A 23,776-nucleotide genomic window follows, 5' to 3' on the forward strand; every position below is an offset into this window, starting at 1 on the left:
CGGCGTGCAAGCAGATAAGTAAGCAAATTCATGGATTTAAAAGAAGTAGCCTCTCACTATTGGGTTTTCAAAACCAAAGGATTTTTGGAGCAAGCAATTAATACTTCGTTGCTCCAGACAGATTGCTATGAGAGTAAGCGTCACTTAAAGTAACGCTCATTAGCTTAGCGCCTTTGGCTGAAGTACCACCCCTAGTCTTTTACCAAGCGAAACCCTAAGTGAGACATTGGGCTATACGGGTCTGCTCCGCGCCTTGCACTTGGGCGATAGGATTGACAGTAATCTTCGTTGCATAAAAAAGATCCGCCGCGAATAACTCTTTTAGGAGCATTGAGTGGGACACCGTAATCATCTGGATCATATGAATTAATAGGTCCTAAGGGATTATCAATTGCATTATTGCCAAACTCTTTTGACTGCATCGCAAAATAGTCCGCTCGATACCAATCAGCAACCCACTGCCAAGCATTACCAGTCATATCAAATAGGCCATAGCCATTTTGAGGAAAGGTTCCAACAGCACTAGTGCCTAGTGCACCACCAGCCTTAGGACTGATTACTGGAAAAGCCTGCTTCCTCACATCCCAAATATTGGCTGGCAATTTTCCTTCTTGCTCCAATTGATCACCCCAAACATAAGTGGCCTGATTCAAGCCGCCTCGTGCAGCAAACTCCCACTCCGCTTCTGTAGGTAAGCGCTTGCCTGCCCATTTGGCATATGCCAAAGCATCTTCGTAACTCACCTGAACTACCGGATGATTTCCTTTGCCATCAATATCACTTTTTGGACCCGATGGGTGTCTCCAATTTGCACCAGGCACATAGGCCCACCACTGTGAGTAATCATTAAGATTCACTTTAGCCTTTGTACCAACAAAAACCATGGCCCCAGGGACAAATACTGAAGCTTGTGGCTTGGGCGTTCCCAGCGGGAGTTGCACTCGAATCGTTTCCCAGTCGGGAACTTGCTCGGCAGTTGTTTTGTAATTAGTTTCTTTAACAAATTGTGCAAATTGATCATTAGTGACATGAGTGGTATCCATCCAAAATCCAGCTAAGCTCACTTTATGCGTAGGTTTTTCGTTTGATTGCGCTTTTTTATGATCGCTACCCATGAGAAATTCACCAGCAGGAATCCACGCCATTCCTTTAGGACCACTCGTACCATCACCAATCTTAATCGCGGGCATAGCTTTGTTATTTTGAGATAAAGTACCGCCCCAAAAAAAGTAGGCCCCGAAAACCAGCAACAACAGAGCTGCAATAAATAAAATGCTTCGCTGCGAATTCTTCATTTCATTAATTTCCAAGCGGAATACTAATCGTTGCAATCGTTGCATATCCCTCTACTCGATTTTGCGCCCAGAACTCTTTATAAGCGCGCAAATTGATGTAAGCCTGATTCTTCCCTATATTAAATAGATAGCCAATTTGTGGGCCGATCGCTGCGATGCGAGATTTAAAAGCCCCCACTTTATCTCCACTGCCAGAATCAGCCGTGAGCTGGTAGTAGCCATATCCTGCGATACCCACCTGCCAGTTTTGAGACAGAAATTGTGAAACAGACCAATCCAAGTGGGAATCAATGCCATTCTTATAATTAGTTTGGGAATTCATCCAGTTATAAGTGGCGCCTAGTACTCCAGAAAATTCAAGGCCAGTCTTGCTATTCAAGTAGGTATAGCCACCGCCCGCATCCAATGCAGCATGACCAATTCCAATGCTCGCAAGACTTGTTCGATTATAGGTACCTACTGGAATATCACCTGTTACATATGCTTTGTAATTATTATTGCCTTGGTTCCATGTCAAGCTAGCCAGTGGGTAGATATCAGTACTTCCATTGCTTGTATTGGCCCGGTTAAATTGCGTGCCTGGATTTGTAGTGCTTAGAGATGCAGTCGTGGTATTTGATCCTGGACCCCAACCAAAACCAATATAAGATTGCCCACCAAGAATTTTTTCTTCTCCAACATAGCCCAGTTGCATCAAAATCAAAGATTCTCTTGTACTTACTCCGGCATTAAGACTTGTGCCGTGTTGAAAAGTTTTTGATTTATCTGCCTTACCGCTATAGACATAAGGGATCGCCACCAAAGACCATCCAGTTGCCATTGGGACTGCCGCCATACTGGCGTATTGACCAGACATCCAGAAGGGAACGCCTCCCTCGTCCGCTAATGCTGATTGTGATGAAAAGAAGTTGATTGAAATCAAAAGAAGTTTAGAAAAAATTCCTAAACTTCTTTTGCAAATCTGGCTATGCACTCAACATTCTTTCTTAACGCTGATTAAAGTTAGTCAAGTTAGCAGGTGGCGGGTTAGGGAACTTCTGAACCGAGGCAAGATACTCTTGAATTACTTTGAATGCGTTAACTGAAATTGATTCGTAATTTACTAATTGCAAATCTTCATGCGGATCCATTTCGATGTTGTAAACCTTTGGGTAGTACATTGGAACTGAATTAGCAGCTATGCCACCAAGCATTTGCTGGCCAGTGCCCGTGCGATTCATATCCCTAAAATACATTCTCCACTGCTTCCAACGAACTGCCACCAAATCCGCGCCGATAAATGACATTAAATGTTCGCGATCACCTGTTTTATTCTTACCGGTAAGCATGCCCAATTGATTCACTCCATCAATGGCTCGATCTGTTGGTAGCTTAGCGCCTAAGATAGCGGCAAAGGTTGGCATAAAGTCCATGATCGAAAACATGGCATATGAAGAGGTATTTGGGGTGATGTGACCAGGCCAGCGAATAAAGCAAAAAGTCCGAACAGCGCCTTCAGTAGCCTCGCCTAAATCCCCACGAAATGGACCATTTGATCCCATGTCAGGAGCACCAAGACCCAATCGATCATAAGTCATCATGTATTGTCCAGTACTACCATTATCAGAGGCAAAAACCAAAATAGTATTGTCCTCAATGTTCATTTCTTTGAGGGCATCCATGATTTGGCCAACGTGATAATCCCCCTCCATCAATTTGTCACCGTACTGACCAATGCGGGACTTGCCAGCGAATTGCTTTGAAGAAAGATTCGGTGAGTGACCCATTGAGAATGGCAGATAAAGAAAGAATGGTTTGCCAGCTGCATTCTCCTGCTTCATGAATGCAATTGATTTTTCAGTCAATTCATTATCAATCTCTGCTCTGACCTCCATCGTAAATGGCTTCACACGCTGAAGCGGTCCATTTCCCTTTTGCTGAGTAATCCATGGCCCTTTTTCATACAAAACCTTATCCGGTACATTTGGATAGGAATGTGTTTGTATAGCTTGTGCAACGTAGGTGGCAGAGTCCCAAGAGACATCTGGTGGTAAGCCGTAATACTGATCAAATCCGTGAGCACCAGGCAAACTCTGAGGTGATGCGCCCAAATGCCATTTTCCAAAAATTGCGGTTGCATAACCTGCATCTTTAAACAATTTACCCATTGTGTAAGCTTTGCCTGGCAGAGTACTAGGAGTTCCTGTCTCTGCAACAAGTGATAAACCATTGCGAATGGAGTATTGCCCGGTCATTAATGCAGCACGAGATGGTGTGCATGCTGGCTCCACCAAATACTGAGTCAGCTTCAGCCCACTCTTAGCTAATTCATCAGTGCGTGGCGTGGGAGCGCCTCTTAATTCACCGCCACCGTAGGGCCCCATGTCTCCATAACCTACGTTATCAGCAAGAATGAAAACAACATTCGGTTTTTTTGGTTTAGGGGCTGATTGCGCAAATACGGTTGGCGCAGCGATTGAAATGGATAAGATACCAATCAACATTTGTTTTAATAACATTTATCTCTCCATACTCTCTAGTCTGAATACCCAGTCATTACTTTTTCGGGTAACCCTTGAAGTCTTCACCGACCTTAATATTGGGGTACTCCTTGACACTGCGCTCGTAGCCATCAATCCATTTAAAGTTCTGAGCATAAACCCAGCCTAAGGTCAGATCCGTATACATGAGATTGTTATCTTCATGCGGATCACTACTTAAGTCATAAATCATCGGTATCTGAGCTGTCACAAAGGGCTGCTGTATGGATACGGGAGACTGCGCATACCTGTAGATAGTTTTATAGATCTTCCATTTAATCGACATCAACTGACCATCAATACCAAAGAATGGATAATATTCACGACCCGTTGTTTTGCTCTTTCCAAACATGAAATTTGAGGCATCAATACCATCGATCGGTCGATCCTTAGGAACCAAATTAGATGAACCAACCATTCCGGCGATTGTTGGCATCCAGTCAACGGCAGCAAACATCTCCTCGGTAACGACGCCTGAGGGTACTTTTCCTGGCCAACGAATCATTGCAGGAACTCTCATGCTTCCCTCAAATGGAGTGTTGAAGAAATCACCACGAAATGGTCCATTGGTTGCCCCACCAATTTGAGGGCTTGCGCCACCGCCAGCATTATCACTACTGAAAATAAAGATTGTATTGTCTTCTACGCCGGCTTCTTTAACAGCATCCATGACTTGGCCCACGCGATAGTCCATCTCGGCAATTAAGTCTGCAAAGACACCTCCACGAGCTTTTGACTTTAAGGAAAAGTTTGGATTTGGCATGGGTGGCTCATGCATTTCTGAGTAGCCTACATAAACAAAGAATGGTTTATCCGCTGCTGCATTTTTCTTGATGTATTCAACGGTCTTAGGAATGATGTACTTTTCATCAATGATTGGACGAATCTTGAGGTCAAGCGGCATCACTGGTTTAGATTGCTGCCCCTTCTTGCCCTCCCAAATCATTGGCACAGGAAGACCGCTCTCTTTAAATAATGGCCACTGTGTATAGCCTGCCTCAAACCAAGTATTTTGGATGCCCCACCATTCATCAAAACCTTGATCATTAGGAAGACGTCCTTGGGTATCTCCAAGATGCCATTTGCCATATAAAGCAGTGGCATAGCCAGAATCAGAAAGTAGCTTAGCAATGGTGTATTCCCAAGGCGCCATGCCAGCCTTTCCTTGACCGGGCCAAGGAACTGAAGTAGTTCCAGATCGAACGGGGTGACGGCCCGTCATGATGGCGGAACGTGATGGCGTGCACTGAGCCTCAACGTTGTAGTTATTAAAGCGAATACCTTGGCTAGCTAACTTATCAATGTTTGGCGTTGCTACTGTTCCACCATATACACCAAAAGAACCCCACCCAGTGTTATCAACCAGAAAGTAAACGATGTTTGGTTTTTTTTGCTTGGACTCAGAAATGGTCTGTGCAAACGCTGGTGAAGCTGCGATTGAAATGGACAAAATCCCAATAAGCATTCTTTTTAAGAATATTGACATCCCAAACCCTTTAAATTTATGTATTAATTAGAACTACTATCTTTAATTAGTAACAGTTTACCGATTATGTGGAACGTAGCTCCCCTGGCAAAGAAAAACTTAAAAAGGTTAAATCTACCCACCCACAGCAATCTACAAGTAGTTCATTGCTCCAAGCTAGAGCCATATATGTATTGGGGTCTAACGGTGATATTTGCTACACACCGACTACGCATTAATGAAAAATGACCTAGCGCTCTCACGCTAAGTCATTGATATTGCTGGTGGGCCCACCAGGACTTGAACCTGGGACCAAAGGATTATGAGAGCAGAAGCCCTTAATAGAGCCACATAAACAGGGGCTCTGCGGGTGGTCAATGTCGGTGTGTAAGTAAATGTGTAAGCGAATTCACTCATTTACTAGAAGAGCTAGCTCACTCTTTGGTATTGAAAACCAAAGGAATTTTGGAGCAACCATTTAGTACTTCGTTGCTCCAAAGTATTTAAAGAGGAGTAAGCGTTACTTTATGTAACGCTCAATAGATTGGCATCCTAGAGCAAAGTCAGCCAGAATTTTGGATATCAATCTACTTATAGGACTGATAGACAGAAGGCTCGCCATTCAGCCCAATTATTAGAACATCGTATGGATCTTTTCTGCCTTTGTATTCAGCGCCATCCATGCCTGGTGAGCCAATCGGCATAGCAGGAACAGCGAGCCCAATTGCCTTGGGTTTTTCTGCCAAGAGTCGCTTAATTTCTTTAGCAGGTACATGTCCTTCGATAACATAACCATTGATTTGAGCGGTATGGCATGAGCCAAACTGAACTGGCATCCCCAGCTTTTGGCGCATTTCAGTATTGCCGATATCAATTGCCTTTACATTAAAACCATTTTTTTCTAAGTACGCCGCCCAATCTTTACAGCAACCGCATTTTGGGCCGCGCCACATCGTGATAACTTGCTTTTCAGTCACAGCAAAACTCAATGTCGGCAACAAAGCTAGGCCAAAAGAAATAAGCCTTCTTTGTTGATTTACTGATCTAACAGTTTTCATCATTTCATCTTTAATTAAATTCAACTAGGCCCCCTACTGAACTTTTCTAAACTGCTTTGCGAATAGCTTAGTGCCTTTTTGCTCCGCTACAAATTCAACTTGATCCCCAGGGTTAACTCCCTTTAAAACTTCTGTAGTCTCAACATTAAAAACCATGGACATCGGTGCCATATCAAGACTTTTAATTTCCTCATGCTTGATGGTGACTTTCTTATTTTCAGCATCAACACGACGAATTTCGCCCTTAGTCCACTCGGTAGCTCCAACAGCAAAACTTACTAAACACATCATTAAGGTTATTATTTTTTTCATTGCTGTACCTCAATCTTTCCAACCATTCCAGCCTGATAGTGCCCGGCAATCAAGCAAGCAAAATCAAAACTTCCAGCACGATTAAATTTCCAAATAATTTCACCTTTTTTACCAGGTGAGATATGTGCCATGTAGGGTTCATCATGCTCCATATTGGGATGCTTTACCATCATCTCGGCATGCTTATCAAGCACTTGCTTTGTGCCAATTACCATTTCGTGTAACAGCTTTCCGTTATTTTTAATCTCAAAACGTATAGTTTCACCAACCTTGATATTGATTTTTTCTGGCTTAAATTTCATATCATCACCCATTGATATAGCAATGGTTCGATTCACTTCATTCTTTGTGCCGCCAATACCCCACTCCTCTTGTTGAAAGGATGCCTGTTGATTCATTTTTTTATGCTGATCCCCATGAGCAAAGCTAAGCTGAGATATTGCTAAACCAATCATTAAATAAATTATTTTCATTTTTTGCTCCTAGTGTTTGTGATTATTAGTACCTGGCTTTTTAACCTGTACTTCTACCTCGGGTTTGGGTTGAACGCGATTCATCGCTGATTCGCCAGCATTATTACTGCGCTTGGCTGCGGGCATGGCGCCCTTCCACTCATACGCCCTAGTGCCTGCTGGCTGTTTAAACCAACCAGAATTTTTATAGTCGTTAGGCGCCTGATCTTTCCGAACCTTTAATACAGTAAACATGCCACCCATTTCAAGTGAGCCATAAGGGCCATCACCTGTCATCATTGGAATGGTATTAACTGGCAATGGCATCTCCATCTCAGTCATATCAGCCATACCTCGCTCACCCATAGCCATGTAGTCTGGAATAATCTTTTTTATCTTTCCAGCTAATCCGCGGTGATCAACCCCAATTAAATTTGCCATATCGTGACCCATCGCATTCATGGTGTGATGGCTTTTATGGCAATGAAATGCCCAATCTCCCTCTTCATCTGCTAAGAATTCAATTTGGCGCATCTGCCCTACAGCAACATCAGCCGTAACTTCATACCAACGACTTGCTTTTGGAGTGGGCCCACCATCTGTGCCCGTAATTTGAAATTCATGGCCATGAAGATGTATTGGATGGTTTGTCATTGTCAAATTACCAACACGAATCCGAACCTTGTCATTTAATCGAACATTCAATGTGTCTATTCCAGGAAAGACTCTGCTATTCCATGACCAGATATTAAAGTCGAGCATGGTTGCTGGTTTTGGGGTGAAGCTTCCTGGATCGATATCGTAAGCGCTCAACAGAAAACAAAAATCACGATTAACTTCATCAATGTCGGGATTCTTGACTTTTGGATGCGTTACCCAAAAACCCATCATACCCATCGCCATTTGAGTCATCTCATCGGCATGCGGGTGGTACATAAACGTCCCAGGACGCCGAGCGGTAAATTCATAAACGAAAGTTTTGCCTGATGGAATGGCTGGCTGATTTAAACCAGCTACACCATCCATACCATTTGGCAAACGCTGGCCGTGCCAATGAATTGATGTGTGCTCTGGCAGTTTATTGGTAACAAATATTCTCACCTTGTCTCCTTCAACAACCTCAATTGTTGGGCCAGGCGACTGTCCGTTATATCCCCATAAATGTGCTTTAAATCCTGGGGCCATTTCTCGCACTACAGGCTCAGCAACAAGATGGAATTCTTTAACGCCATTGTTCATTCTCCATGGCAAGGTCCATCCATTTAAAGTCACAACTGGGTTGTAGTCTCGGCCACTATTAGGTATCAATGGTTTCTGTGTATTTGGGCTATTTTGGATTACTGGCTCGGGCAAACCTGCTAAAGCATGACGACTTACACCAGCCGCAGCCATTGTCACTGCCGCCCCAGTTAAAAATTTTCTGCGTGTGTTCATTGATTACCTCACATTAATATTTGAGAAATCCATCTGGACATCCATTAGATCTTTGTCTAATCGAGCAGACTGAATTAAAAAAGCTGTATTGACATCGATATAGTCCATCACAGTTTTACTTTGAGTTTCTACATCTTCTAGCAAATGAAACACATCAATGAGCATGCCGTTGTATCTCAGTAAATTCTCTTCAGAAATTTTCTTCTGAGTTGGTAAGATTTCTTCTTTATATGATTTAACGCCCTGATATTTTTCTAAATAGCCTTCGTAAGAGAGGCGCGCTGTTGAGCGAGTTTTTACTGACTCTGGATTATTGATGTCCCCTAGTCCAATGGCTTTTAACTCTTTAGCGCTTAACTTTCTTTGCTCTTTGGGCGGTTCTGGTAAGCGAGCATCAACATCCACTCTGACATCGCGACTATCAAAGTTCATGCGCTGAATTAAACGCTCCTTTGCTTCTAGATATTTGCCCTGTAATGCTTTGTATTCAAGCCTTTTTTTGTATAAAGCCTTGTTCTGCTTTAAAAGCGCCAGCTCATTAATATTCCCGACCTTATACATACGAGCACTGAGCTCAGACGCTGCCTCTACAGCATCAAGAACATCTTCCATATGTATCAGCTTTTCTTTAAGTGCTACCAGCTCATAATATGACTTGGTCGTATCGTAAATAATTGATGAACGCTTTTGTAATGCTGAGCGTTGCGCAGGCGTTAAGAGATAGTAGTCAGATGTTGACTCGGAGCCACGAAGATAATTAGTCCAATCAAGCTGTTGATTTAATGCCCTCTCAATTGCCTGGTTCAAAGTAAATACATTTTGATTGGCAGGGCTCTCGCGTGAGACTTGCTCCTTTGAGTAAACCCTCCAACCACCTATCTCACCAACAAGTTTGTTTTGCTCAATCCATGAAGATGGATTAGCAAATGCCTGAGATATAGCAAGGCTTAGTACAGCAATAACAATTTTTTTCAATTTAACTCTCCAATAAGAATCTAGCCCAAATTTTGGGCGGACTTATGCTAGAAGAGTTAAAGAATGGGTGGTTTGATTGGTGCGGCTATGTCGTGACTAATGAAACTTACATCTCTAGACTTAAAAGATGCGAAGTATGAAGTCGGAGTTATGGCTGGCTTTGAGTAAAAAAAGGCAAAAGCCATGCACAAAGCGCAAGAGTTACAACTATTAGATTGGGGCGATGAGTGGTTGTCATCAGCAGAAGAATCTGAGGTTTTTTGGTGACAATTATGTTGTGATGCATCAGTTGCTTCAACACTGAGCGTCAAGGAAGAATGTTGGAAAGGCATCTGCGATGCAGCCCATGCTTGCAAGGGTGCACTAACAAGTAAAAGAATAAGGATTAACTTTTTCAACATGATTCGACTTTAACACCAATCAAATATTTTTACAATATGAACATTTAAAATTATTGGGACTTTTATGACTTGGATCATTACAAAATACCTACTAACAGCAGGAGTAGTTGTATTCATTAGCGAAGTGGCAAAGCGAAGCGATAAGTTAGGAGGATTCATTGCTGCACTGCCCTTGATAACTCTACTTACCTTAACTTGGCTTTTTATTGAGAATCAATCAGAAGAAAAAATAGCAAACCACGCTTATTACACTTTTTGGTATGTGATTCCTACGCTACCAATGTTTTTATTATTTCCATACCTGCTTCCTAAATTAGGTTTTTGGTTAACTATGGGAGCAAGTGTTGTGGTGACTGTTGTCAGTTTTGGGCTTTTTGCTTTATTAATGAAAAGCTTTGGAGTTCAACTATTGTGATGATTTGTCGTTTAAAACGACATTTTGTTACACATTGAGGTAAAAATACTCTAACAATCAGAATTTCATAGAGATTTTATTAGTGCGATCCATTACCACTCCGAGACTATATTCAACGACCGCTTACGACCCAAAGCGAACCTTGGCGGAACATGGCTCCACTAATCAACGATAGCAATCCGATTACTTAACAACAGCCCAATCTATAGGCTAGATTGAGGTGATTTAACTTATAAATTAAATCTTGCTGTAATCACTTTCGCCTTTATTTTGATAACTGCTATGGCCTTAGCCCCTTTGGGAATAGCGAAATTACCTTTCACTTCCAATTTCCCTTCATTAGGCAGTAGCTCGAAATCTTTTTTATCTGATCCAATTAAGACTGTCAGCTTTGCGGTCCCACCATCTATAGGTATCGGTTTACCGTGGTCCATCAAATACAGCGATAAGCTATCAGGCTTTGCAACCAATTCAACATCAATGTCCTTAGCCTCTACTATGACACCGCCATGCATTGGTTTTAATTCATGGCCAGCTCCAGCTTGAACTAAGCCAGTAAAACTGATGAGCAAGGTTGCAATCACCATCATTGATTTCATATAAACCCCTTTAAATTAAAATACTTCGTTAGTTTTCATATTGCTCAAGGCTATTTCAGATGCTTTTTTCCCGTAAAGCCAAAACATGGCTGGCGTTAAAAAAGTATCCAATAAGGTAGAGCTGATGAGCCCAGAGAAAATAACAACTGCTACCGGATGCAATATCTCTGTACCAGGACGCTCTGCTTCAAATAACAATGGTGCCAAGGCAAAAGCTGTGACCAAAGCTGTCATTAGTACAGGACTTAAGCGCTCAATTGATCCGCGAATAATCATTGCCAGACTAAACGATTCACCTTCTGACTGCATCAAATTTAGGTAATGGCTAATTTTTAAGATTCCGTTACGCACAGATATTCCTGCTAGCGTGATAAATCCTATTAGTGCAGCAATCGAGAGTGGCTGTCCTGAAATCCACAAACCAATCACTGCTCCGACCATAGCCAATGGAATGTTAGACATAATCATTAAAGATAAGCGTATGGACTTATAGCGATTATTTAAAACCGCAAACATCAAGAGAAATGAGCCAATTGATAGCAAGCCAATTACTTTAGATGCCTCTTCTTGCGCTTTAAATTGACCATCTAAAGTAATGAAGTATCCCTCTGGAAGGGTCTGATTAGAAATAACAGCTCTAATGTCAGCCACGATATCCGACAGGGCACGCTTGGAGGCATTAGCCGATAAGACAATTCTTCGCTTACCGCCGTCTCTGCTAATTTGATTTGGGCCATCCCCATCCTCAATGCTAGCAATTTTTGAGAGTGGAATTTTTCCATTTGGCGTATCAATCAAGATATCAGCAAGACCTTCTAAATTTCTTGCTGAGTCTGGTAGCTTGATCACCAAGGCAAACCGTCGATTACCCTCAATAATTTGTGAGAGTCTCTCCCCCTCAACCATGCCCTGCAAGGTGGCCATAATCTGAGATGTTGAAACTCCGTATTGCGCTGCTTTATCGTAATCAATTCGCACCTTAATTTGTGGTGCTAAAACCTGCTTTTCAATTTCCAAATCAACTAAGCCTTCAATGCCCGCTAATTTGGATCTCAAAAGATCGGCTTGGCTACGCAGCACGTCTAAATCATCGCCAAAGATCTTAATCGCAATTTGCGATCGCACTCCTGAAAGCATATGATCTATTCGATGTGAAATTGGCTGACCGATCGCAATTGCAGCGGGTAAGTTAACTAATCTTGACCTAATATCTGCCTGTATCTCAGCCATGGAGCGGTCTAAATCTCCCGCAGGCTTAAAACCAACATCTAACTCGCTAACGTGTACACCTTCCGCATGCTCGTCCAATTCTGCGCGGCCACTCCTGCGTCCAACATAAGTCACTTCAGGAACCTGCCTGACTAACTTTTCTGCTTGGCTAGCTACGCCTGCCGATTCAGAGAGAGAGACACCAGGATTTAAACGCAGCCCGATCAGTAAAGTCCCTTCGTTAAAGGGCGGTAAAAATGAGCTCGCCATAAAGGGAACACTGGCAGCAGCTACGATGACAGATGCAAAAGCATACATCAGAGGCTTTTTAGGCGCCGCCAATAACCTTGATAACTGAACCTCATAATGGCTTTTAAGCCAAGTGACAATCTTTGTATCGTGATCCCTCAGAGACTGCATTGAGGGCAGCAGATAAAAGCAGAGTACTGGCGTGATAGTGACTGAAACTAAAAGTGATGCAAGAGTGGAGACTATAAATGCAATACCCAAAGGAACAAATAGTCGCCCCTCTATACCTGGTAATGCAAATAATGGGATGAATACCAAAACGATGATGGCTGTTGCGTAGATAATTCCGGTTCTTACCTCAAGCGATGCGGCTCTCACAATCGCTAGTGGACTTAATTGGTCTAAAGATGCTTTATCTAGATTTACTCTAAGGCGACGAATTATGTTTTCCACATCAACTACTGCATCATCAACCAGGCCGCCGATTGCAATGGCTAGGCCTCCTAAGGTCATCGTATTAATTGATAAACCAAAGTACTTAAAAACCAGGGCAGTTAAGAGAATTGAAACTGGAATTGCTGTTAATGAGATGAGGACCGGGCGAATTGTTCCTAAAAAGAAATACAGCACTACAGCAACAAAGATTGATGCGCCGATGAGCTTACCCTCTAAAGTGCTAATGGATGCATCAATAAAGCTCGCCTGCCTAAATGTTACTTTTGGAGCTTCCATGCCAGTTGGCAAGCCCTGCTTTAATTCTGCAATAGCTGATTCAATCTTTTTTGTTAGCGCTACCGTATCTGCTGAAGGTTGTTTTTGTACACCTAGAATGACTGCTGGCCCACCTTCATAACCGGCATCACCTCGCTTAACTGCTGGTGCAAAGGTAATATCCGCAACTTGCCTTAAAAGTATTGTTTGTCCATTGCGGTTTGATACGGCAATGTTCTTTAAGTCTTCAAGGCTAGAAGTTCGCCCTATATGACGAATAAGATACTCACGATTATTGGACTCAAGAAATCCACCAGACGTATTTGCAGAGTAGCCCCGCAATGCATCTTCAATCTGCAATATGCTAAGACCTAGCTCCGCCATACGACGAGTATTGGGTTGTACTTGAAACTGCCTGACCTGCCCGCCAATAGGAATGACTTGCGCTACCCCGGGGATAGCCATCAATCTGGGCCGCAAAACCCAATCAGCATACTCGCGAACCTGCATGGATGAAATTTTAGATTCATCAATCGGAATGGCAATTTGCATAATCTCACCCATGATCGAACTAATGGGCCCCATACGCGAAACAATGCCATCCGGAATTGCTCCGTCCATAGATGAGAGTCTTTCTGAAACCATTTGCCTAGCACGATAGATGTCTACAGACCAGTCAAAAGTAACGTATATGAAAGAGAGGCCGGCACTAGATACTGAGCGAATGGCCTCTACTCCCGGTAAACCATTCATAGCCGTTTCGAGTGGGAATGTAATGAGTTGCTCAACTTCTTCTGAAGCCATTCCGCCAGCCTCAGTCATGATGGTGACAGTAGGCTTATTCAGATCGGGAAAGACATCCACAGGCATCTTGCTTAAGGTGTAAGCACCATAGACCATAGATATAGCACTAAGCAAAATCACTATCATGCGATTTTTTAAGCTGAAATCTAATAACCAAGTAAACATGTCTTAGTCCCTAACGAATTTGATTGATGAGTGATGCCCCATCAGTAATGACTCGTTCACCATCTTTAATACCGCTAGTGATAACAATGTTCTGACCATCTAAAGGCTCATATACAACTGTTCTTGGCTCAAATATTTCTGGGGACTTTTTAATCCAGACAATTGTTTGGTTCGAGCTACTTTTGACTAATGATTTTGAAAGCGCCTTTACTCCAGTGACCTTGCTATCGGTATTTACGAATACTCGAATGGGCTGGCCTATGGGTAAAAATTGGAGATCATCCGATTTAGCAGAAAAAGTAAGAGGTAAAGCTTGCTCTCTGAGGGTCTGTCCACCACCGAGATACTTGAGCTCGATCACTTTGCCATTGACATCCACCTTGCCATCAGCAATGTTCTTACTCAGATTTGAGTCGTAGGCAAGCGCTTCTATTAATAGCTTGGATGGATTAACAACCTCAAAGATTAAATCTCTTGCTTGTACTACTTGGCCAGATACAACACCCGTAGTAGAAATAATTCCGCTGACTGGGGCTCTTAATTCCTCATTCGCGACAGCCGCTTCTGCCTCTTCAATAGTCTTACGTGGAACCGTATCGCTAAGATCTCGCAAACGCTTTAGTCGACTTTCCGCAAGTGATCTTGATTTTCCTGGGCCAGCCTCTGGCGTTACATACGCCAGGACATCGCCTTTACTAACCTTCTGTCCGGGCAATGGAAAACCAGCTGGTCCCGGCGTAATACGGCCAGCAACAATCGCCTGCACCTTACCGCCAAAGTTGGGATCCATGATGACTTTTCCAGCTAAATCATAGGTTTTGGCATATTCACCGAACTGGCCAGGAGTTGTCATCACTTGTAACTGGCGTTGCGCAGGCTTGGGAATAAAAAGACTGCCGTCCGACTGTCTTTTCGGGACGTCGCCCTGAACTTGGGATGCTTCCGACTCGCCATGACCTTGCCCAGCATGAACCTTAAAAGCAAATAGCGTCACAGATAAACCAATAAGGACAATAGAGCGAAATCCAAAATCTCTTTGTTTGCGATTCATACCCGCTCCTTTATTTGTTTGATTAATTTTTTTGCATGCGTCATCAACACCTCTTTCTTACGATAAGAAAAATAGGCGACTGCCATCAAGAGGCTGAAATAAAGCAAGATCTTTATTGCTGATTTCCAAGTGATCAATGAGGGGCGTTCAAAGGAACTTAGATCGATAGTGGCTGCTAGTATGTCGGTAACATCATCATCGTTAACCGTGATGGTGATCGCAGTAGGCTGATCTTTAATTTTATTTTTTAGGCGAAAAAGATACTCTCCATCACCATGGGGCTCTGAACTAATTTTAAAGCCCTCAAGCTCAATTTCAACCTTAGCTCCTTTGACCAATTCATTGGAGGAGTAGCGATCTAGGTAGAGTGTGATTTCCTTTCCATTGATCACTCCTACCGCCTCATAGAGATCAGATTCAGCATAAAAGCGAGGTGATACTTGAGTTTGTATCGTAGTGAGTTTTTCCTCCCCATGATCATGACCAGGCCCTGCATAAGCTACCGATGTGATTGTCAGAGATAGTGCAATTAATAGTTTTGATGACAACTGAGTGTATTTATTTAATAAATTCATAGCTAAAGTGACCTTACTCTGGTAACAGACCTAAAGCCTGTCGTAAATTTGAAACTGAAACTGCATAATTGATTTTTGCAATCGCTGCCTGTCTGCTTGCATCTACTGCTTCAAGCTCAATACGTAATCTTGTAGGTAAATCGGTTTCACCAAAGCGAAATGATTTGTCAAAAAATTGACGTGTTTCATTGGCTAAGTTAGACCTCTTATCTGCGGCGTCAAGCTTCATTTTTGCCGACTTCACTAAAGCCACATTTGATTCCACATTACTTAATGCAGACTCTCGCTCATAGGACAATCGAACCTCTGAATCGACCATCTCAGCAGTAGCACTGGCCAATCTATTGGTATTGCGAGCATCAGAGCCAAAAGGAATTCTTAACCCAACAGCAACTGATTGCTGATAGGGAACGCCATAGACTTCACGGCCCTTAGTAGTCCATATTTGCAATTGTGGGGATGCCCGAGTTTGAGACTTTGCTAAGTCAACTGCTTTTTTGGCAACCTCTAACTGATCTACAAGTGCTGTAACGATTGGCAAACTGGAATCTAGTCCTGACAGGTTTTCAGGAACCTTAGGTAACGGTTCAATATTTTTAGCAATGTCACCGAATTGGATTTTCTTGAGATACTCACTTCCCAATAAAGAACGCACCCTTTGCTCAGCATTAATGACATTGGCTTGTGCTTCGACCAAAAAAGCTTCTGATGATGCGAGGGCGCCATTGGCCTGATGAAGATCTGCGCGAGATAAGTCTCCAGCCTTAAATCTCTTTTCAACGTCAAGAGCTAAGCTCTTTGCATTCTCATTTCTGCGTAGCGCTAAATCAGACTCAATTTTTGATTTCTGGTAATTCCAATAGGCATCCCTTACTTCAGCTGCAATTCTCAATTGGGATAGATAGTATTGAGACAAAAGCTTTTTATATTCTGCATCCGCTAATTTAATTGAGCTTGACCGCTCATTCCATAACCACAGGGGGATATCTAAACCCAGTATGGTTTCACTAGCGCCTTGATTGCTGTTAGTTCTATCGGTCTTTTGCGACACTTCAACCGAAGCTGGGCTTACCAAAAGGCTGCTAGCAATTTTTTGCTTAGCAAGCGCGGCCTCTACTCGATACTGATAGGACTTATAGTCAGGTTGGCGCTCCCATGAAGATTCATAGAAGGACTTTAAGGTCGATCCACCTTTAAGCTCGGCATTAGCAAACGCTATTGGCGATCCCAATATAAAAACCAATCCAGTAAATTGAATGACGCAGCGACGAACTACGCCCGAATACTCTCGCAACATAAAAACTCCATTTGTTTGTTCAAAACAGAGTTAGCGAGAGAAGAAGAATTAGGTTGAGGCTCTCGCTAACTTAGGCGAGAGCGAACCAATTGGGTTTTTCAGGAGGGGGAGGAGAAATATTGACTAAAAACTCCACTCGAGCATCTTCATAATGAAAGATGGTAGTGGCAATTGAAATGGTAAAAGTGGAGTGCAATGCTGGAGAATGCGCCAAATGACAGACTCCACAATCAGAATCGTAGCTTGCAGAATCGCTAGCTGAGGCAATACTGACTGGCTTCTCATGCTCGTGATGTGAAACATGAGAAGCTGCTGCCTGCTCTTCTTGGCAGTAAGCAGAAACCGTAGCATAGGATGTTTGTATCGATAAAGCTAGCAGGGCCAGAATTATCAGGATTTTTCTCATTAGCTAATAATAGTATATTTCTTCGTATTTTGCATTTAGAGCTTTTCCATACAAGTCAAATGGATTAATCACTCACATAGCTGCTGTATTGCCACAACCCCCGAAAGCAACCGTTACTTTACGTAACGGTTGCAATTCACATACGTTACCTCCTAGCCTAAGACCTTTGGCGTGTATTTTGCAAGCTGTGATTCAAAATCCCACTTTATGTAGTCAGCATCTTTAAATGTACCAATCACCATTCCCGAGCTAGTAACTTTCCACCCAGCACTGGTTTTGGTGATTTCAAATTCATAATCACCATACCGATCTGTATACCTAGCACGGTAATGCTCAGGCGTATCAATCAGTACCTCAGGCGAAAGATGCTCAAACTGCAAAATAACGCTTTCATGATTTTTTAATGCATTAATTATTTGATTGACATCGTTTTTAAGTGCGGTTTCAAAAGCTAAGTTCATGATCATTTCCTTTTTTAGATGACAGTGGCTTCGTTAACAAGCTCAATCTGCTCTACAGCCCGACTGCCTTGATTGAGCTTTTCTCGCTCTTCATTTGCCTTGATTCGCATTTTCGCAACGCCTTCTCGAGCTGTATCCATATCTTTACAAAGATAGGCACTTAATTTTTTAAGCGCATAGTTTTCAAGCTCGACTTCAGCTGGCAACTTACAGACGACGTTGTAGTGCCCATTACTAACAGTGCACACCACATACTCAAATTCGCAGTTGTCGTTATTAATGCCATCGAACTGATTGGGCGCCGCAAACTTAGCAAATGGAAAGTAGCCACGTGACTGCAAATAAGTACGCGTAAGTTCTAAACGCTCATCCTCAAGCTGTTGCTTCTCGTCTACTTTCTCATCATCTACCCCAGCTAGACGCATTTTTTCCAAGCCGCCTGCCTCAATAATTGCTTGCGGTAATTCGGCCGCCTTAAAGTGGCACGCCATAGCAGTCTCGATTGCCCTGGTATAGACATGCGCCGTTTTACGGTCAGCCCTAGTAATGTATTTGACAAGCAAGGCAACATCGCTGGTGTTTTCTTGCACCTTAATGTTTGCCTCTTTGAGCTTATAACGTATATTAAAGAGTAGATCTTCCTTGTCTGGGCTGGCTTCAAACTGCTCAGCCAATCCCATAATTTTTGACAATAACTCATAGAGTTTTCGTCTGCCAGTAACAATGTATTGGTCATTAAATAGATCATGCTCTGTGGCCAACTCTTCAGCTTGGCTAATTAGTGATTTATTCACAACTAATTGATTATTTTTCATTTTTGATTTCCTTATTGGTTTGCTTATGCAGCGCCAATAGCGGCGCTGCATTCTTTACTATTAGTGGTAGCGATGGGCATTTGGGCGTATCGAGCTATCCGGGTTCATTTCTGAATGGCGGTTGTATTTAATGCCCAAGCGATCGCAAGCTTCGATTAATGCATCGCCAATTTCCGAGTCATCAAATGAGAATCCCAGCTCCTCAAATAGGATGCTTGATGCTTCCTGCATAATCCAGACGTCGTCTTCCGTGAGTGCAATTTGATTGGCGATCTTAAATGCCGCGTGATGTACTTTATTCATGCAGTCCGAGCACATATTGGCATTTAGGCATTCCATGATTGGGTCAAAAAAAGCCTCTTCCTCACTAGAGTCGTCCGTAAGCCCCAAAGCCATATTCATATGATCGACTAAACCATCCCGATCAATAAATTGCACGCCATAGCGCTTGGCTGCTTTTATGCGCGCCTTGGTCACCTTCGAATCCTTTAAGCAGATACCATGTACGTCCATGGTGAGCCGATCAATTCGATCAAGTACCTTTAGGTCTTTACGGTTCAATTTTTCACTTTGATTGACCTTGTTAATGGCTTTTGTATAAAGTGCCAATTCTTCTTGGCTTAAGCCTTCCTCAATGGTGCTATGAACATCTAGCAATCCAATTCCAGTGCCGGACAACATGATTTTGTCTGCACTGACCATCCCCAATTTCACTGTATTTCTCATCTTTAATTCTCCTCATTTATGGTCTAGACACTGTGTTTCGATCCATGAAATGAGTGTAGAATCTATTAGCAACTATTTGATTTGCCTGTTTATTGTCACCTTTAAGTGTTAATATATTTGAATGGCTACAGCACCTAAAAACACCACTATTCCGGGACGAACCACCAAAGATTGGTCGACTAAAGGCATCCAGGGCTACGTCATGCTGATGGTGGAATTTTTGCGGATCAGCCCAAGCTATGCCTTAGCGCATGAGATTAGAACTAAGAAGATAGCCCCATCAAAACAAGCTCCACTCATTCTTAAGCTTTACCGAGATACGGATAAACCGCTCACCAAACAAGCAGAGCGCGATGTCATTAGTGACTTTGCGCGAGTGCTATCGACCTATGATGAATACGGCGACATATTCCAATGTTCATTTGAAGAGTGGTGGGCTAATCGAGGTTTAGCTATGTATGGATCACCCCATAACAAACCCATCGTTAAGAAGATTGCCGGCATCAGTCAAGGAGAGCTGTACGAACCCCTCTTTGGAAGAGCATTGGAGCATTACTTTAATAAACAGCGAGCTGGTGAAGGCAATCCACCGGCTTTACTATTAGCAGTTCCTCTTGGGCAACCTAAAAGGCAATTACTCGCGTATATCTCTAAACTGATTGATGCTGAGGCAGTTCCTTTACCTAGTAAGTCCCAAAGGGCTATCAAGCCACTTGTAGCCAAACGCTTACGCTCAGCGCCACTCTTTATCATGTTGCGCATATTGATGGCGAGAGCCCAATATCCAGAAATTCCCTTATGGCGGATTGGCAAACATGCAGGTGTGAGTCAAAAATACGCCCAAACGGAAATCACCCTCAATAAAAAACGCTTGCAAGATGCTGACGCTAAGATTCATTTGAGTATTTTGACAAGTCGCTATTTACTCAAAGCCAAATGCGTTGCTGAACAAGCAGCGAGAGGACAATTTCCAAGTTCATCTAAGTTGGTACTGCCCACATTTGATCTGGATGCTATTTTCAAACGACTACAGGCAAGATATTCGCAGCTCAAAGCAGGCAAAACCACAAAATCAAAATAGGCTAAATGAGCTCCACCGCATTGCGCAGGATATCAGGACGAGTGTCAATATAGCGCTGTGTGGTGCTCATCTGACTATGGCCCGCTAACTGCATCATCACCCTTACTGATACACCCTTCTCACTGAGTCGTGTCAAAAAGCCACGACGACCACTATGACTAGTAGCGCCATTGAGTCCTGCTTGACGATATAAGCCATTAATCACATGCGTTAAGGTGTTTGGTGTGAATCCCAAAGCCCTTTGTGTGGGAAACAATGGACGATTCATATCCTTTGGTGGATGCGCTGCGATATAGATGGCTAACTCTTGCTGCATCCTTTCAGATAAGAGTACTACCCTACTTTTAGAACCCTTAGTTTGATTGGCCGCTAAGTGAATCTCACTTAATACCTGTTTATCAGCGTTTAAAACGTCGCTGTAGCGCACGCTAGCCACTTCACCTATACGCATACCCGCCCAGTGCGTTAACAGCAGTATTGCGCGATTACGCACTGCTGCTTTAGTAGTTGCTGTGTAATCTAGTGCTCGCTGTAATTCTGTATCGCTTAATGTTTTTGCTTGTGCCATGGTCTCTCCTTGTATTGCCATCTATGTACTTATATTTTGTAGTCAAAACTGCCATATTCCTACCGGAAATGGCCACAAATACACTCACATTGATGGGTTTTTCAAGTGAAATTTACCGAAAAATAACTGCTTGATTTTCAAGTGGTTACATGCACTCAACACTTAACGTAAGTAATGTGTTGAGTGGAAAAATCATGGAATTTAATGGAATTTCGTGGCAGATCTGCCACGAAAATATATCTGCAGCTAAGTAATCTCGTCTCAAACAAAGGCGCAATCACAAGTTTTATGCTTGATGTAATATTTTCAGATTAATCTATGCAAACCGATCAAATGAGGAGAGAAAATGCCGCAGCATCCACGATATACAAATAGCCCAAGCAGGAATCTTGACAAGCTTTACAGCTTACTTGATCAACTTGAAGGTTTTGGATTGGTTCATGAAGAAATCCACCAAAATCTTGATTCAATTATGTCTGAGCTATATCCATCTGCAGTTAAGAAATATGCTGCTTATGAAAGAGGCGATGAATTCTCTACTGAAGAAAATGAAGATGATGAATCAGAAGAGTTCGATGATGATTTTTTCACGCCAAGTGTCAGCGTGTTATTTGGATTTATTGACTCAGATGAAGAGGAGCAATTTATTCAAGACTTTAGAAATACGATCGCTCACTGCATCCATTCGGATACATGGAATACAGATGGTGTGTCTGATCAAATCTTAGATCAACGAGATATTGAGTACTATAAGATGCATACCTACCTTGAAGAAGATACGGAAACAAAAAAGAAATACGAATACAACAAAAAAACTATTTGGTTCCCAAGTGATATAAATCCATTAAGAACTGGTATCTATGAAATATCCGATATGGATTACCAATCACCTAAGCATAGTGGCTATGCATATTGGAATGGGAAAAAATGGTTTGATTCAAAAATTCTACTTAAAGACTGTATTGATCAAAAGAGAACCAAGGAAAATGAAAAATCATATGGTAGCTACTGTTGGCGTGGTTTTTTAGAGCAGCAATCTACTTAAGCTCTTTTGATTGATGTGTTTTAAAGCTAACTGCGTTAGCCTGCTCTTCGCTTGCGCTCATCGCAATTTTCTTCTTTTTTTGTTTTTTATAGTCATAATTGAAAGTGTTCAATTTCAAGATCTTTCACTAGGAAGCACAAGCCAAGCCCTGATAAAGGGCTCAACTCATGCAAGCCTCTTTCACTGAGGTTTTCAACTGATATACACACAACTTGCAAGAAGCAAGATAGGTAGGTATTGCTATCACCTATTACGTGCCGTCATACGCAGCTAGTTTGCGGTCTATATCAGGAACCATTGCAAACTAGCTTGTGGGTTTATTTCATTGGCTTTCCCACTCACTTTCAGCCTAGACGAATTAATCAATCATTCGACAATTTAGCCTACATTCACGTATTTCTACGCTACCAACTAATACAACATCGCAAACGGTACTGCCACACAGGGGCGTCGTTTAAAGCATCCAAAACAACCAGGGTCTTGGGTAGTGCAATGAGGCCAGATAGTAAGGGATCTGAATTGCGTACCGTCACACATCAGAACGGGTTTCGCAGCACTATTACCTTCGGCGTGCCAACCTTTATGCCTTACTGTTTTTACTGCTTTTTATGAATTTATTTAGCTTGAACATAAAGATCAGTAAAAAAAGTGCCTATGTGTTCTAAGGTCAAAAAAGAGCTCAAGAACGGCCTTTTTTCGGTTGTCCAAAGGGGTTTTCTGATCATATTGTTGTGTTGTCCTAATAACTTGTGGAGAACACGATGGCAACACTAGAGAACCTCAATACCCTCAAATTTACCGATGCAAAACGGCCTAAAAATCAACCCCCTATAGTGCAGCGTAGAAACAAGCTGATTAGCAAGTTATGGGAACAGCTGGAATTAGCCAGGGCAAAACATAACGGTAAAGACTTTGTTATCAAGCGCTATAAAAACGTCAAAGATCTAGAAGGCAATATCAAGAGCATTGAAAAGCTTAAGCGTATTAAACCTTGGTGGTTTACCAGCAGCGCAGGATCGCTCTGTATCAATGTGTTTTACGGCAGCAAGGTTTTAGAGCTAGCTAATGGCAAAACTGCTGTAGAGGCTACTAATTTAGAAAATGTCATTGAAGTACTTGAACTACTCAAGCGTGAAGCTGAAATAGGTACTTTTGATGAAGCCATCGAAGCGGCGAGCCTACAGCTACGCAGTCGCTTTGAATTGAAAATCCCGAAAACGAGTCAGAAGAGCAAGGTTTTGACTAGATCTATTGCGCAAACCCAATTCATAAATAAATGATGGTGAGGTATAGCAAAAATGAATCTATCTAAAACCCAGATTTTGAATCATTTGGAGCAATTTTATGGAACGCAGTACTACTACCCTCTCTGGCCTAAAGTCTTTCTAACGGATGGTGCTCAGTTTTTGGCACAAGAGGCAGCTTGCTATTGGCTGATGGATGCCATAGCCAGTCATATCCTGCATTTACCTAAAGCAGAAGTATTTGTCAGTTGTAAGTTAACAGTAGAAAACGGTACTGCTAAGCTAGTGCTCGATGATGGCAATGGCAATGTACTAGCCACTCAGAAAATTACCTATACGACCTTTCCGCTCGATTCCATAGCTCTCTACGCCTGCTGGGACAGTGAGCGTTGGATCCTAATGTTACCTACAGAGTATTGATAACTAAAAATCAGCAGCTAAATA

At 42.5% G+C, this 23,776-nt stretch carries 24 protein-coding genes; 5 read left to right on the top strand and 19 right to left on the bottom strand.

Translation table 11 applies throughout. From position 1 onward, the window contains the following. Positions 1-191: 191 nt before the first annotated feature. The 9 genes from ICN43_RS10340 to ICN43_RS10380 all read right to left on the bottom strand — a co-directional run bounded on the left by ICN43_RS10340 (position 192) and on the right by ICN43_RS10380 (position 9,510). Positions 192-1,340 (bottom strand): formylglycine-generating enzyme family protein, encoded by a 1,149-nt coding sequence (locus ICN43_RS10340; RefSeq protein ID WP_255533488.1) that lies wholly within the window; start codon positions 1,338-1,340, stop codon positions 192-194. Continuing rightward, on the bottom strand, positions 1,300-2,217 hold the full coding sequence (locus ICN43_RS10345) for a transporter (RefSeq protein ID WP_216199536.1): 918 nt from the start codon (positions 2,215-2,217) through the stop codon (positions 1,300-1,302). Before ICN43_RS10345 ends, ICN43_RS10340 begins: the two co-directional genes overlap by 41 nt. 64 nt (positions 2,218-2,281) lie before the next feature. Further along, positions 2,282-3,793, bottom strand: a complete 1,512-nt coding sequence (locus ICN43_RS10350) for an arylsulfatase (protein ID WP_216199538.1) — start codon at positions 3,791-3,793, stop codon at positions 2,282-2,284. 37 nt (positions 3,794-3,830) lie between these two features. Beyond that, positions 3,831-5,300, bottom strand: coding sequence for an arylsulfatase (locus tag ICN43_RS10355; RefSeq protein WP_216199539.1), 1,470 nt, complete (start codon positions 5,298-5,300; stop codon positions 3,831-3,833). 566 nt (positions 5,301-5,866) lie between these two features. Then, positions 5,867-6,340, bottom strand: a complete 474-nt coding sequence (locus tag ICN43_RS10360; RefSeq protein WP_216200073.1) for a DUF411 domain-containing protein — start codon at positions 6,338-6,340, stop codon at positions 5,867-5,869. A gap of 30 nt (positions 6,341-6,370) precedes the next feature. After that, entirely contained in the window at positions 6,371-6,649 is a 279-nt protein-coding gene (locus ICN43_RS10365; RefSeq protein ID WP_216199542.1) for a copper-binding protein, read from the bottom strand. Continuing rightward, entirely contained in the window at positions 6,646-7,122 is a 477-nt protein-coding gene (locus tag ICN43_RS10370; protein WP_216199543.1) for a plastocyanin/azurin family copper-binding protein, read from the bottom strand. Before ICN43_RS10370 ends, ICN43_RS10365 begins: the two co-directional genes overlap by 4 nt. Positions 7,123-7,131: 9 nt before the next feature. Further along, positions 7,132-8,535 (bottom strand): multicopper oxidase family protein, encoded by a 1,404-nt coding sequence (locus ICN43_RS10375; RefSeq protein WP_216199545.1) that lies wholly within the window; start codon positions 8,533-8,535, stop codon positions 7,132-7,134. Between the two features lie 3 nt (positions 8,536-8,538). Further along, positions 8,539-9,510 (bottom strand): hypothetical protein, encoded by a 972-nt coding sequence (locus ICN43_RS10380; protein ID WP_216199547.1) that lies wholly within the window; start codon positions 9,508-9,510, stop codon positions 8,539-8,541. Positions 9,511-9,975: 465 nt separating this feature from the next. On the opposite strand from ICN43_RS10380, the gene ICN43_RS10385 reads away from it, so the two are divergent. After that, positions 9,976-10,326: a DUF3147 family protein gene (locus tag ICN43_RS10385; protein WP_216199549.1), complete on the top strand. Its 351-nt coding sequence runs from the start codon at positions 9,976-9,978 to the stop codon at positions 10,324-10,326. A 230-nt stretch (positions 10,327-10,556) separates the two neighbouring features. On the opposite strand, the gene ICN43_RS10390 is transcribed toward ICN43_RS10385, so the two are convergent. From ICN43_RS10390 to ICN43_RS10430, 9 genes are all read right to left on the bottom strand, one after another. Then, the gene (locus ICN43_RS10390) at positions 10,557-10,925 is read right to left on the bottom strand and encodes a hypothetical protein (protein WP_216199551.1); all 369 of its coding nucleotides are present in this window, start codon (positions 10,923-10,925) and stop codon (positions 10,557-10,559) included. 15 nt (positions 10,926-10,940) lie between these two features. After that, the gene (locus ICN43_RS10395; RefSeq protein ID WP_216199553.1) at positions 10,941-14,063 is read right to left on the bottom strand and encodes an efflux RND transporter permease subunit; all 3,123 of its coding nucleotides are present in this window, start codon (positions 14,061-14,063) and stop codon (positions 10,941-10,943) included. 10 nt (positions 14,064-14,073) lie between these two features. Then, the gene (locus tag ICN43_RS10400) at positions 14,074-15,114 is read right to left on the bottom strand and encodes an efflux RND transporter periplasmic adaptor subunit (protein ID WP_216199554.1); all 1,041 of its coding nucleotides are present in this window, start codon (positions 15,112-15,114) and stop codon (positions 14,074-14,076) included. After that, complete coding sequence (locus ICN43_RS10405; RefSeq protein ID WP_216199557.1) at positions 15,111-15,689, bottom strand: hypothetical protein; 579 nt, start codon at positions 15,687-15,689, stop codon at positions 15,111-15,113. Before ICN43_RS10405 ends, ICN43_RS10400 begins: the two co-directional genes overlap by 4 nt. 13 nt (positions 15,690-15,702) lie before the next feature. Further along, a complete protein-coding gene (locus tag ICN43_RS10410) occupies positions 15,703-16,986 on the bottom strand; it encodes a TolC family protein (protein WP_216199559.1) in 1,284 nt (427 codons plus the stop codon). Positions 16,987-17,056: 70 nt separating this feature from the next. Further along, entirely contained in the window at positions 17,057-17,392 is a 336-nt protein-coding gene (locus ICN43_RS10415; RefSeq protein ID WP_216199560.1) for a hypothetical protein, read from the bottom strand. A 152-nt stretch (positions 17,393-17,544) separates the two neighbouring features. Continuing rightward, the gene (locus ICN43_RS10420; RefSeq protein ID WP_216199562.1) at positions 17,545-17,853 is read right to left on the bottom strand and encodes a hypothetical protein; all 309 of its coding nucleotides are present in this window, start codon (positions 17,851-17,853) and stop codon (positions 17,545-17,547) included. A 14-nt stretch (positions 17,854-17,867) separates the two neighbouring features. Then, positions 17,868-18,668, bottom strand: coding sequence for a hypothetical protein (locus ICN43_RS10425; protein WP_216199564.1), 801 nt, complete (start codon positions 18,666-18,668; stop codon positions 17,868-17,870). A 60-nt stretch (positions 18,669-18,728) separates the two neighbouring features. Further along, positions 18,729-19,394, bottom strand: coding sequence for a hypothetical protein (locus ICN43_RS10430; RefSeq protein ID WP_216199566.1), 666 nt, complete (start codon positions 19,392-19,394; stop codon positions 18,729-18,731). A 121-nt stretch (positions 19,395-19,515) separates the two neighbouring features. Between ICN43_RS10430 and ICN43_RS10435 the strand changes: the two genes are divergently transcribed. Beyond that, positions 19,516-20,475 (top strand): hypothetical protein, encoded by a 960-nt coding sequence (locus ICN43_RS10435; RefSeq protein WP_216199568.1) that lies wholly within the window; start codon positions 19,516-19,518, stop codon positions 20,473-20,475. A 1-nt stretch (position 20,476) separates the two neighbouring features. Here the strand turns inward: ICN43_RS10435 and ICN43_RS10440 are convergent, their stop codons facing one another. After that, a complete protein-coding gene (locus tag ICN43_RS10440) occupies positions 20,477-21,043 on the bottom strand; it encodes a site-specific integrase (RefSeq protein WP_216199570.1) in 567 nt (188 codons plus the stop codon). Between the two features lie 346 nt (positions 21,044-21,389). On the opposite strand from ICN43_RS10440, the gene ICN43_RS10445 reads away from it, so the two are divergent. From ICN43_RS10445 to ICN43_RS10455, 3 genes are all read left to right on the top strand, one after another. Further along, positions 21,390-22,088, top strand: a complete 699-nt coding sequence (locus ICN43_RS10445) for a hypothetical protein (protein WP_216199572.1) — start codon at positions 21,390-21,392, stop codon at positions 22,086-22,088. 761 nt (positions 22,089-22,849) lie between these two features. Then, on the top strand, positions 22,850-23,368 hold the full coding sequence (locus tag ICN43_RS10450; protein WP_216199574.1) for a DUF6641 family protein: 519 nt from the start codon (positions 22,850-22,852) through the stop codon (positions 23,366-23,368). Positions 23,369-23,386: 18 nt separating this feature from the next. After that, the gene (locus ICN43_RS10455) at positions 23,387-23,752 is read left to right on the top strand and encodes a DUF6876 family protein (RefSeq protein ID WP_216199576.1); all 366 of its coding nucleotides are present in this window, start codon (positions 23,387-23,389) and stop codon (positions 23,750-23,752) included. The last annotated feature ends 24 nt before the right edge of the window (positions 23,753-23,776 follow it).

This window comes from Polynucleobacter sp. UK-Mo-2m-Kol15 (assembly GCF_018881505.1).
GTDB lineage: Bacteria > Pseudomonadota > Gammaproteobacteria > Burkholderiales > Burkholderiaceae > Polynucleobacter.

What these genes read in the sequence shown, in the direction of transcription:
- ICN43_RS10340 (WP_255533488.1), bottom strand. Translation starts at nt 1,340, where the DNA reads ATGCAACGATTGCAACGATTAGTATTCCGCTTGGAAATTAATGAAATG.
- ICN43_RS10350 (WP_216199538.1), bottom strand. Translation starts at nt 3,793, where the DNA reads ATGTTATTAAAACAAATGTTGATTGGTATCTTATCCATTTCAATCGCT.
- ICN43_RS10355 (WP_216199539.1), bottom strand. Translation starts at nt 5,300, where the DNA reads ATGTCAATATTCTTAAAAAGAATGCTTATTGGGATTTTGTCCATTTCA.
- ICN43_RS10360 (WP_216200073.1), bottom strand. Translation starts at nt 6,340, where the DNA reads ATGATGAAAACTGTTAGATCAGTAAATCAACAAAGAAGGCTTATTTCT.
- ICN43_RS10365 (WP_216199542.1), bottom strand. Translation starts at nt 6,649, where the DNA reads ATGAAAAAAATAATAACCTTAATGATGTGTTTAGTAAGTTTTGCTGTT.
- ICN43_RS10370 (WP_216199543.1), bottom strand. Translation starts at nt 7,122, where the DNA reads ATGAAAATAATTTATTTAATGATTGGTTTAGCAATATCTCAGCTTAGC.
- ICN43_RS10375 (WP_216199545.1), bottom strand. Translation starts at nt 8,535, where the DNA reads ATGAACACACGCAGAAAATTTTTAACTGGGGCGGCAGTGACAATGGCT.
- ICN43_RS10385 (WP_216199549.1), top strand. Translation starts at nt 9,976, where the DNA reads ATGACTTGGATCATTACAAAATACCTACTAACAGCAGGAGTAGTTGTA.
- ICN43_RS10390 (WP_216199551.1), bottom strand. Translation starts at nt 10,925, where the DNA reads ATGAAATCAATGATGGTGATTGCAACCTTGCTCATCAGTTTTACTGGC.
- ICN43_RS10395 (WP_216199553.1), bottom strand. Translation starts at nt 14,063, where the DNA reads ATGTTTACTTGGTTATTAGATTTCAGCTTAAAAAATCGCATGATAGTG.
- ICN43_RS10400 (WP_216199554.1), bottom strand. Translation starts at nt 15,114, where the DNA reads ATGAATCGCAAACAAAGAGATTTTGGATTTCGCTCTATTGTCCTTATT.
- ICN43_RS10405 (WP_216199557.1), bottom strand. Translation starts at nt 15,689, where the DNA reads ATGAATTTATTAAATAAATACACTCAGTTGTCATCAAAACTATTAATT.
- ICN43_RS10410 (WP_216199559.1), bottom strand. Translation starts at nt 16,986, where the DNA reads ATGTTGCGAGAGTATTCGGGCGTAGTTCGTCGCTGCGTCATTCAATTT.
- ICN43_RS10415 (WP_216199560.1), bottom strand. Translation starts at nt 17,392, where the DNA reads ATGAGAAAAATCCTGATAATTCTGGCCCTGCTAGCTTTATCGATACAA.
- ICN43_RS10420 (WP_216199562.1), bottom strand. Translation starts at nt 17,853, where the DNA reads ATGAACTTAGCTTTTGAAACCGCACTTAAAAACGATGTCAATCAAATA.
- ICN43_RS10425 (WP_216199564.1), bottom strand. Translation starts at nt 18,668, where the DNA reads ATGAAAAATAATCAATTAGTTGTGAATAAATCACTAATTAGCCAAGCT.
- ICN43_RS10430 (WP_216199566.1), bottom strand. Translation starts at nt 19,394, where the DNA reads ATGAGAAATACAGTGAAATTGGGGATGGTCAGTGCAGACAAAATCATG.
- ICN43_RS10435 (WP_216199568.1), top strand. Translation starts at nt 19,516, where the DNA reads ATGGCTACAGCACCTAAAAACACCACTATTCCGGGACGAACCACCAAA.
- ICN43_RS10440 (WP_216199570.1), bottom strand. Translation starts at nt 21,043, where the DNA reads ATGGCACAAGCAAAAACATTAAGCGATACAGAATTACAGCGAGCACTA.
- ICN43_RS10445 (WP_216199572.1), top strand. Translation starts at nt 21,390, where the DNA reads ATGCCGCAGCATCCACGATATACAAATAGCCCAAGCAGGAATCTTGAC.
- ICN43_RS10450 (WP_216199574.1), top strand. Translation starts at nt 22,850, where the DNA reads ATGGCAACACTAGAGAACCTCAATACCCTCAAATTTACCGATGCAAAA.
- ICN43_RS10455 (WP_216199576.1), top strand. Translation starts at nt 23,387, where the DNA reads ATGAATCTATCTAAAACCCAGATTTTGAATCATTTGGAGCAATTTTAT.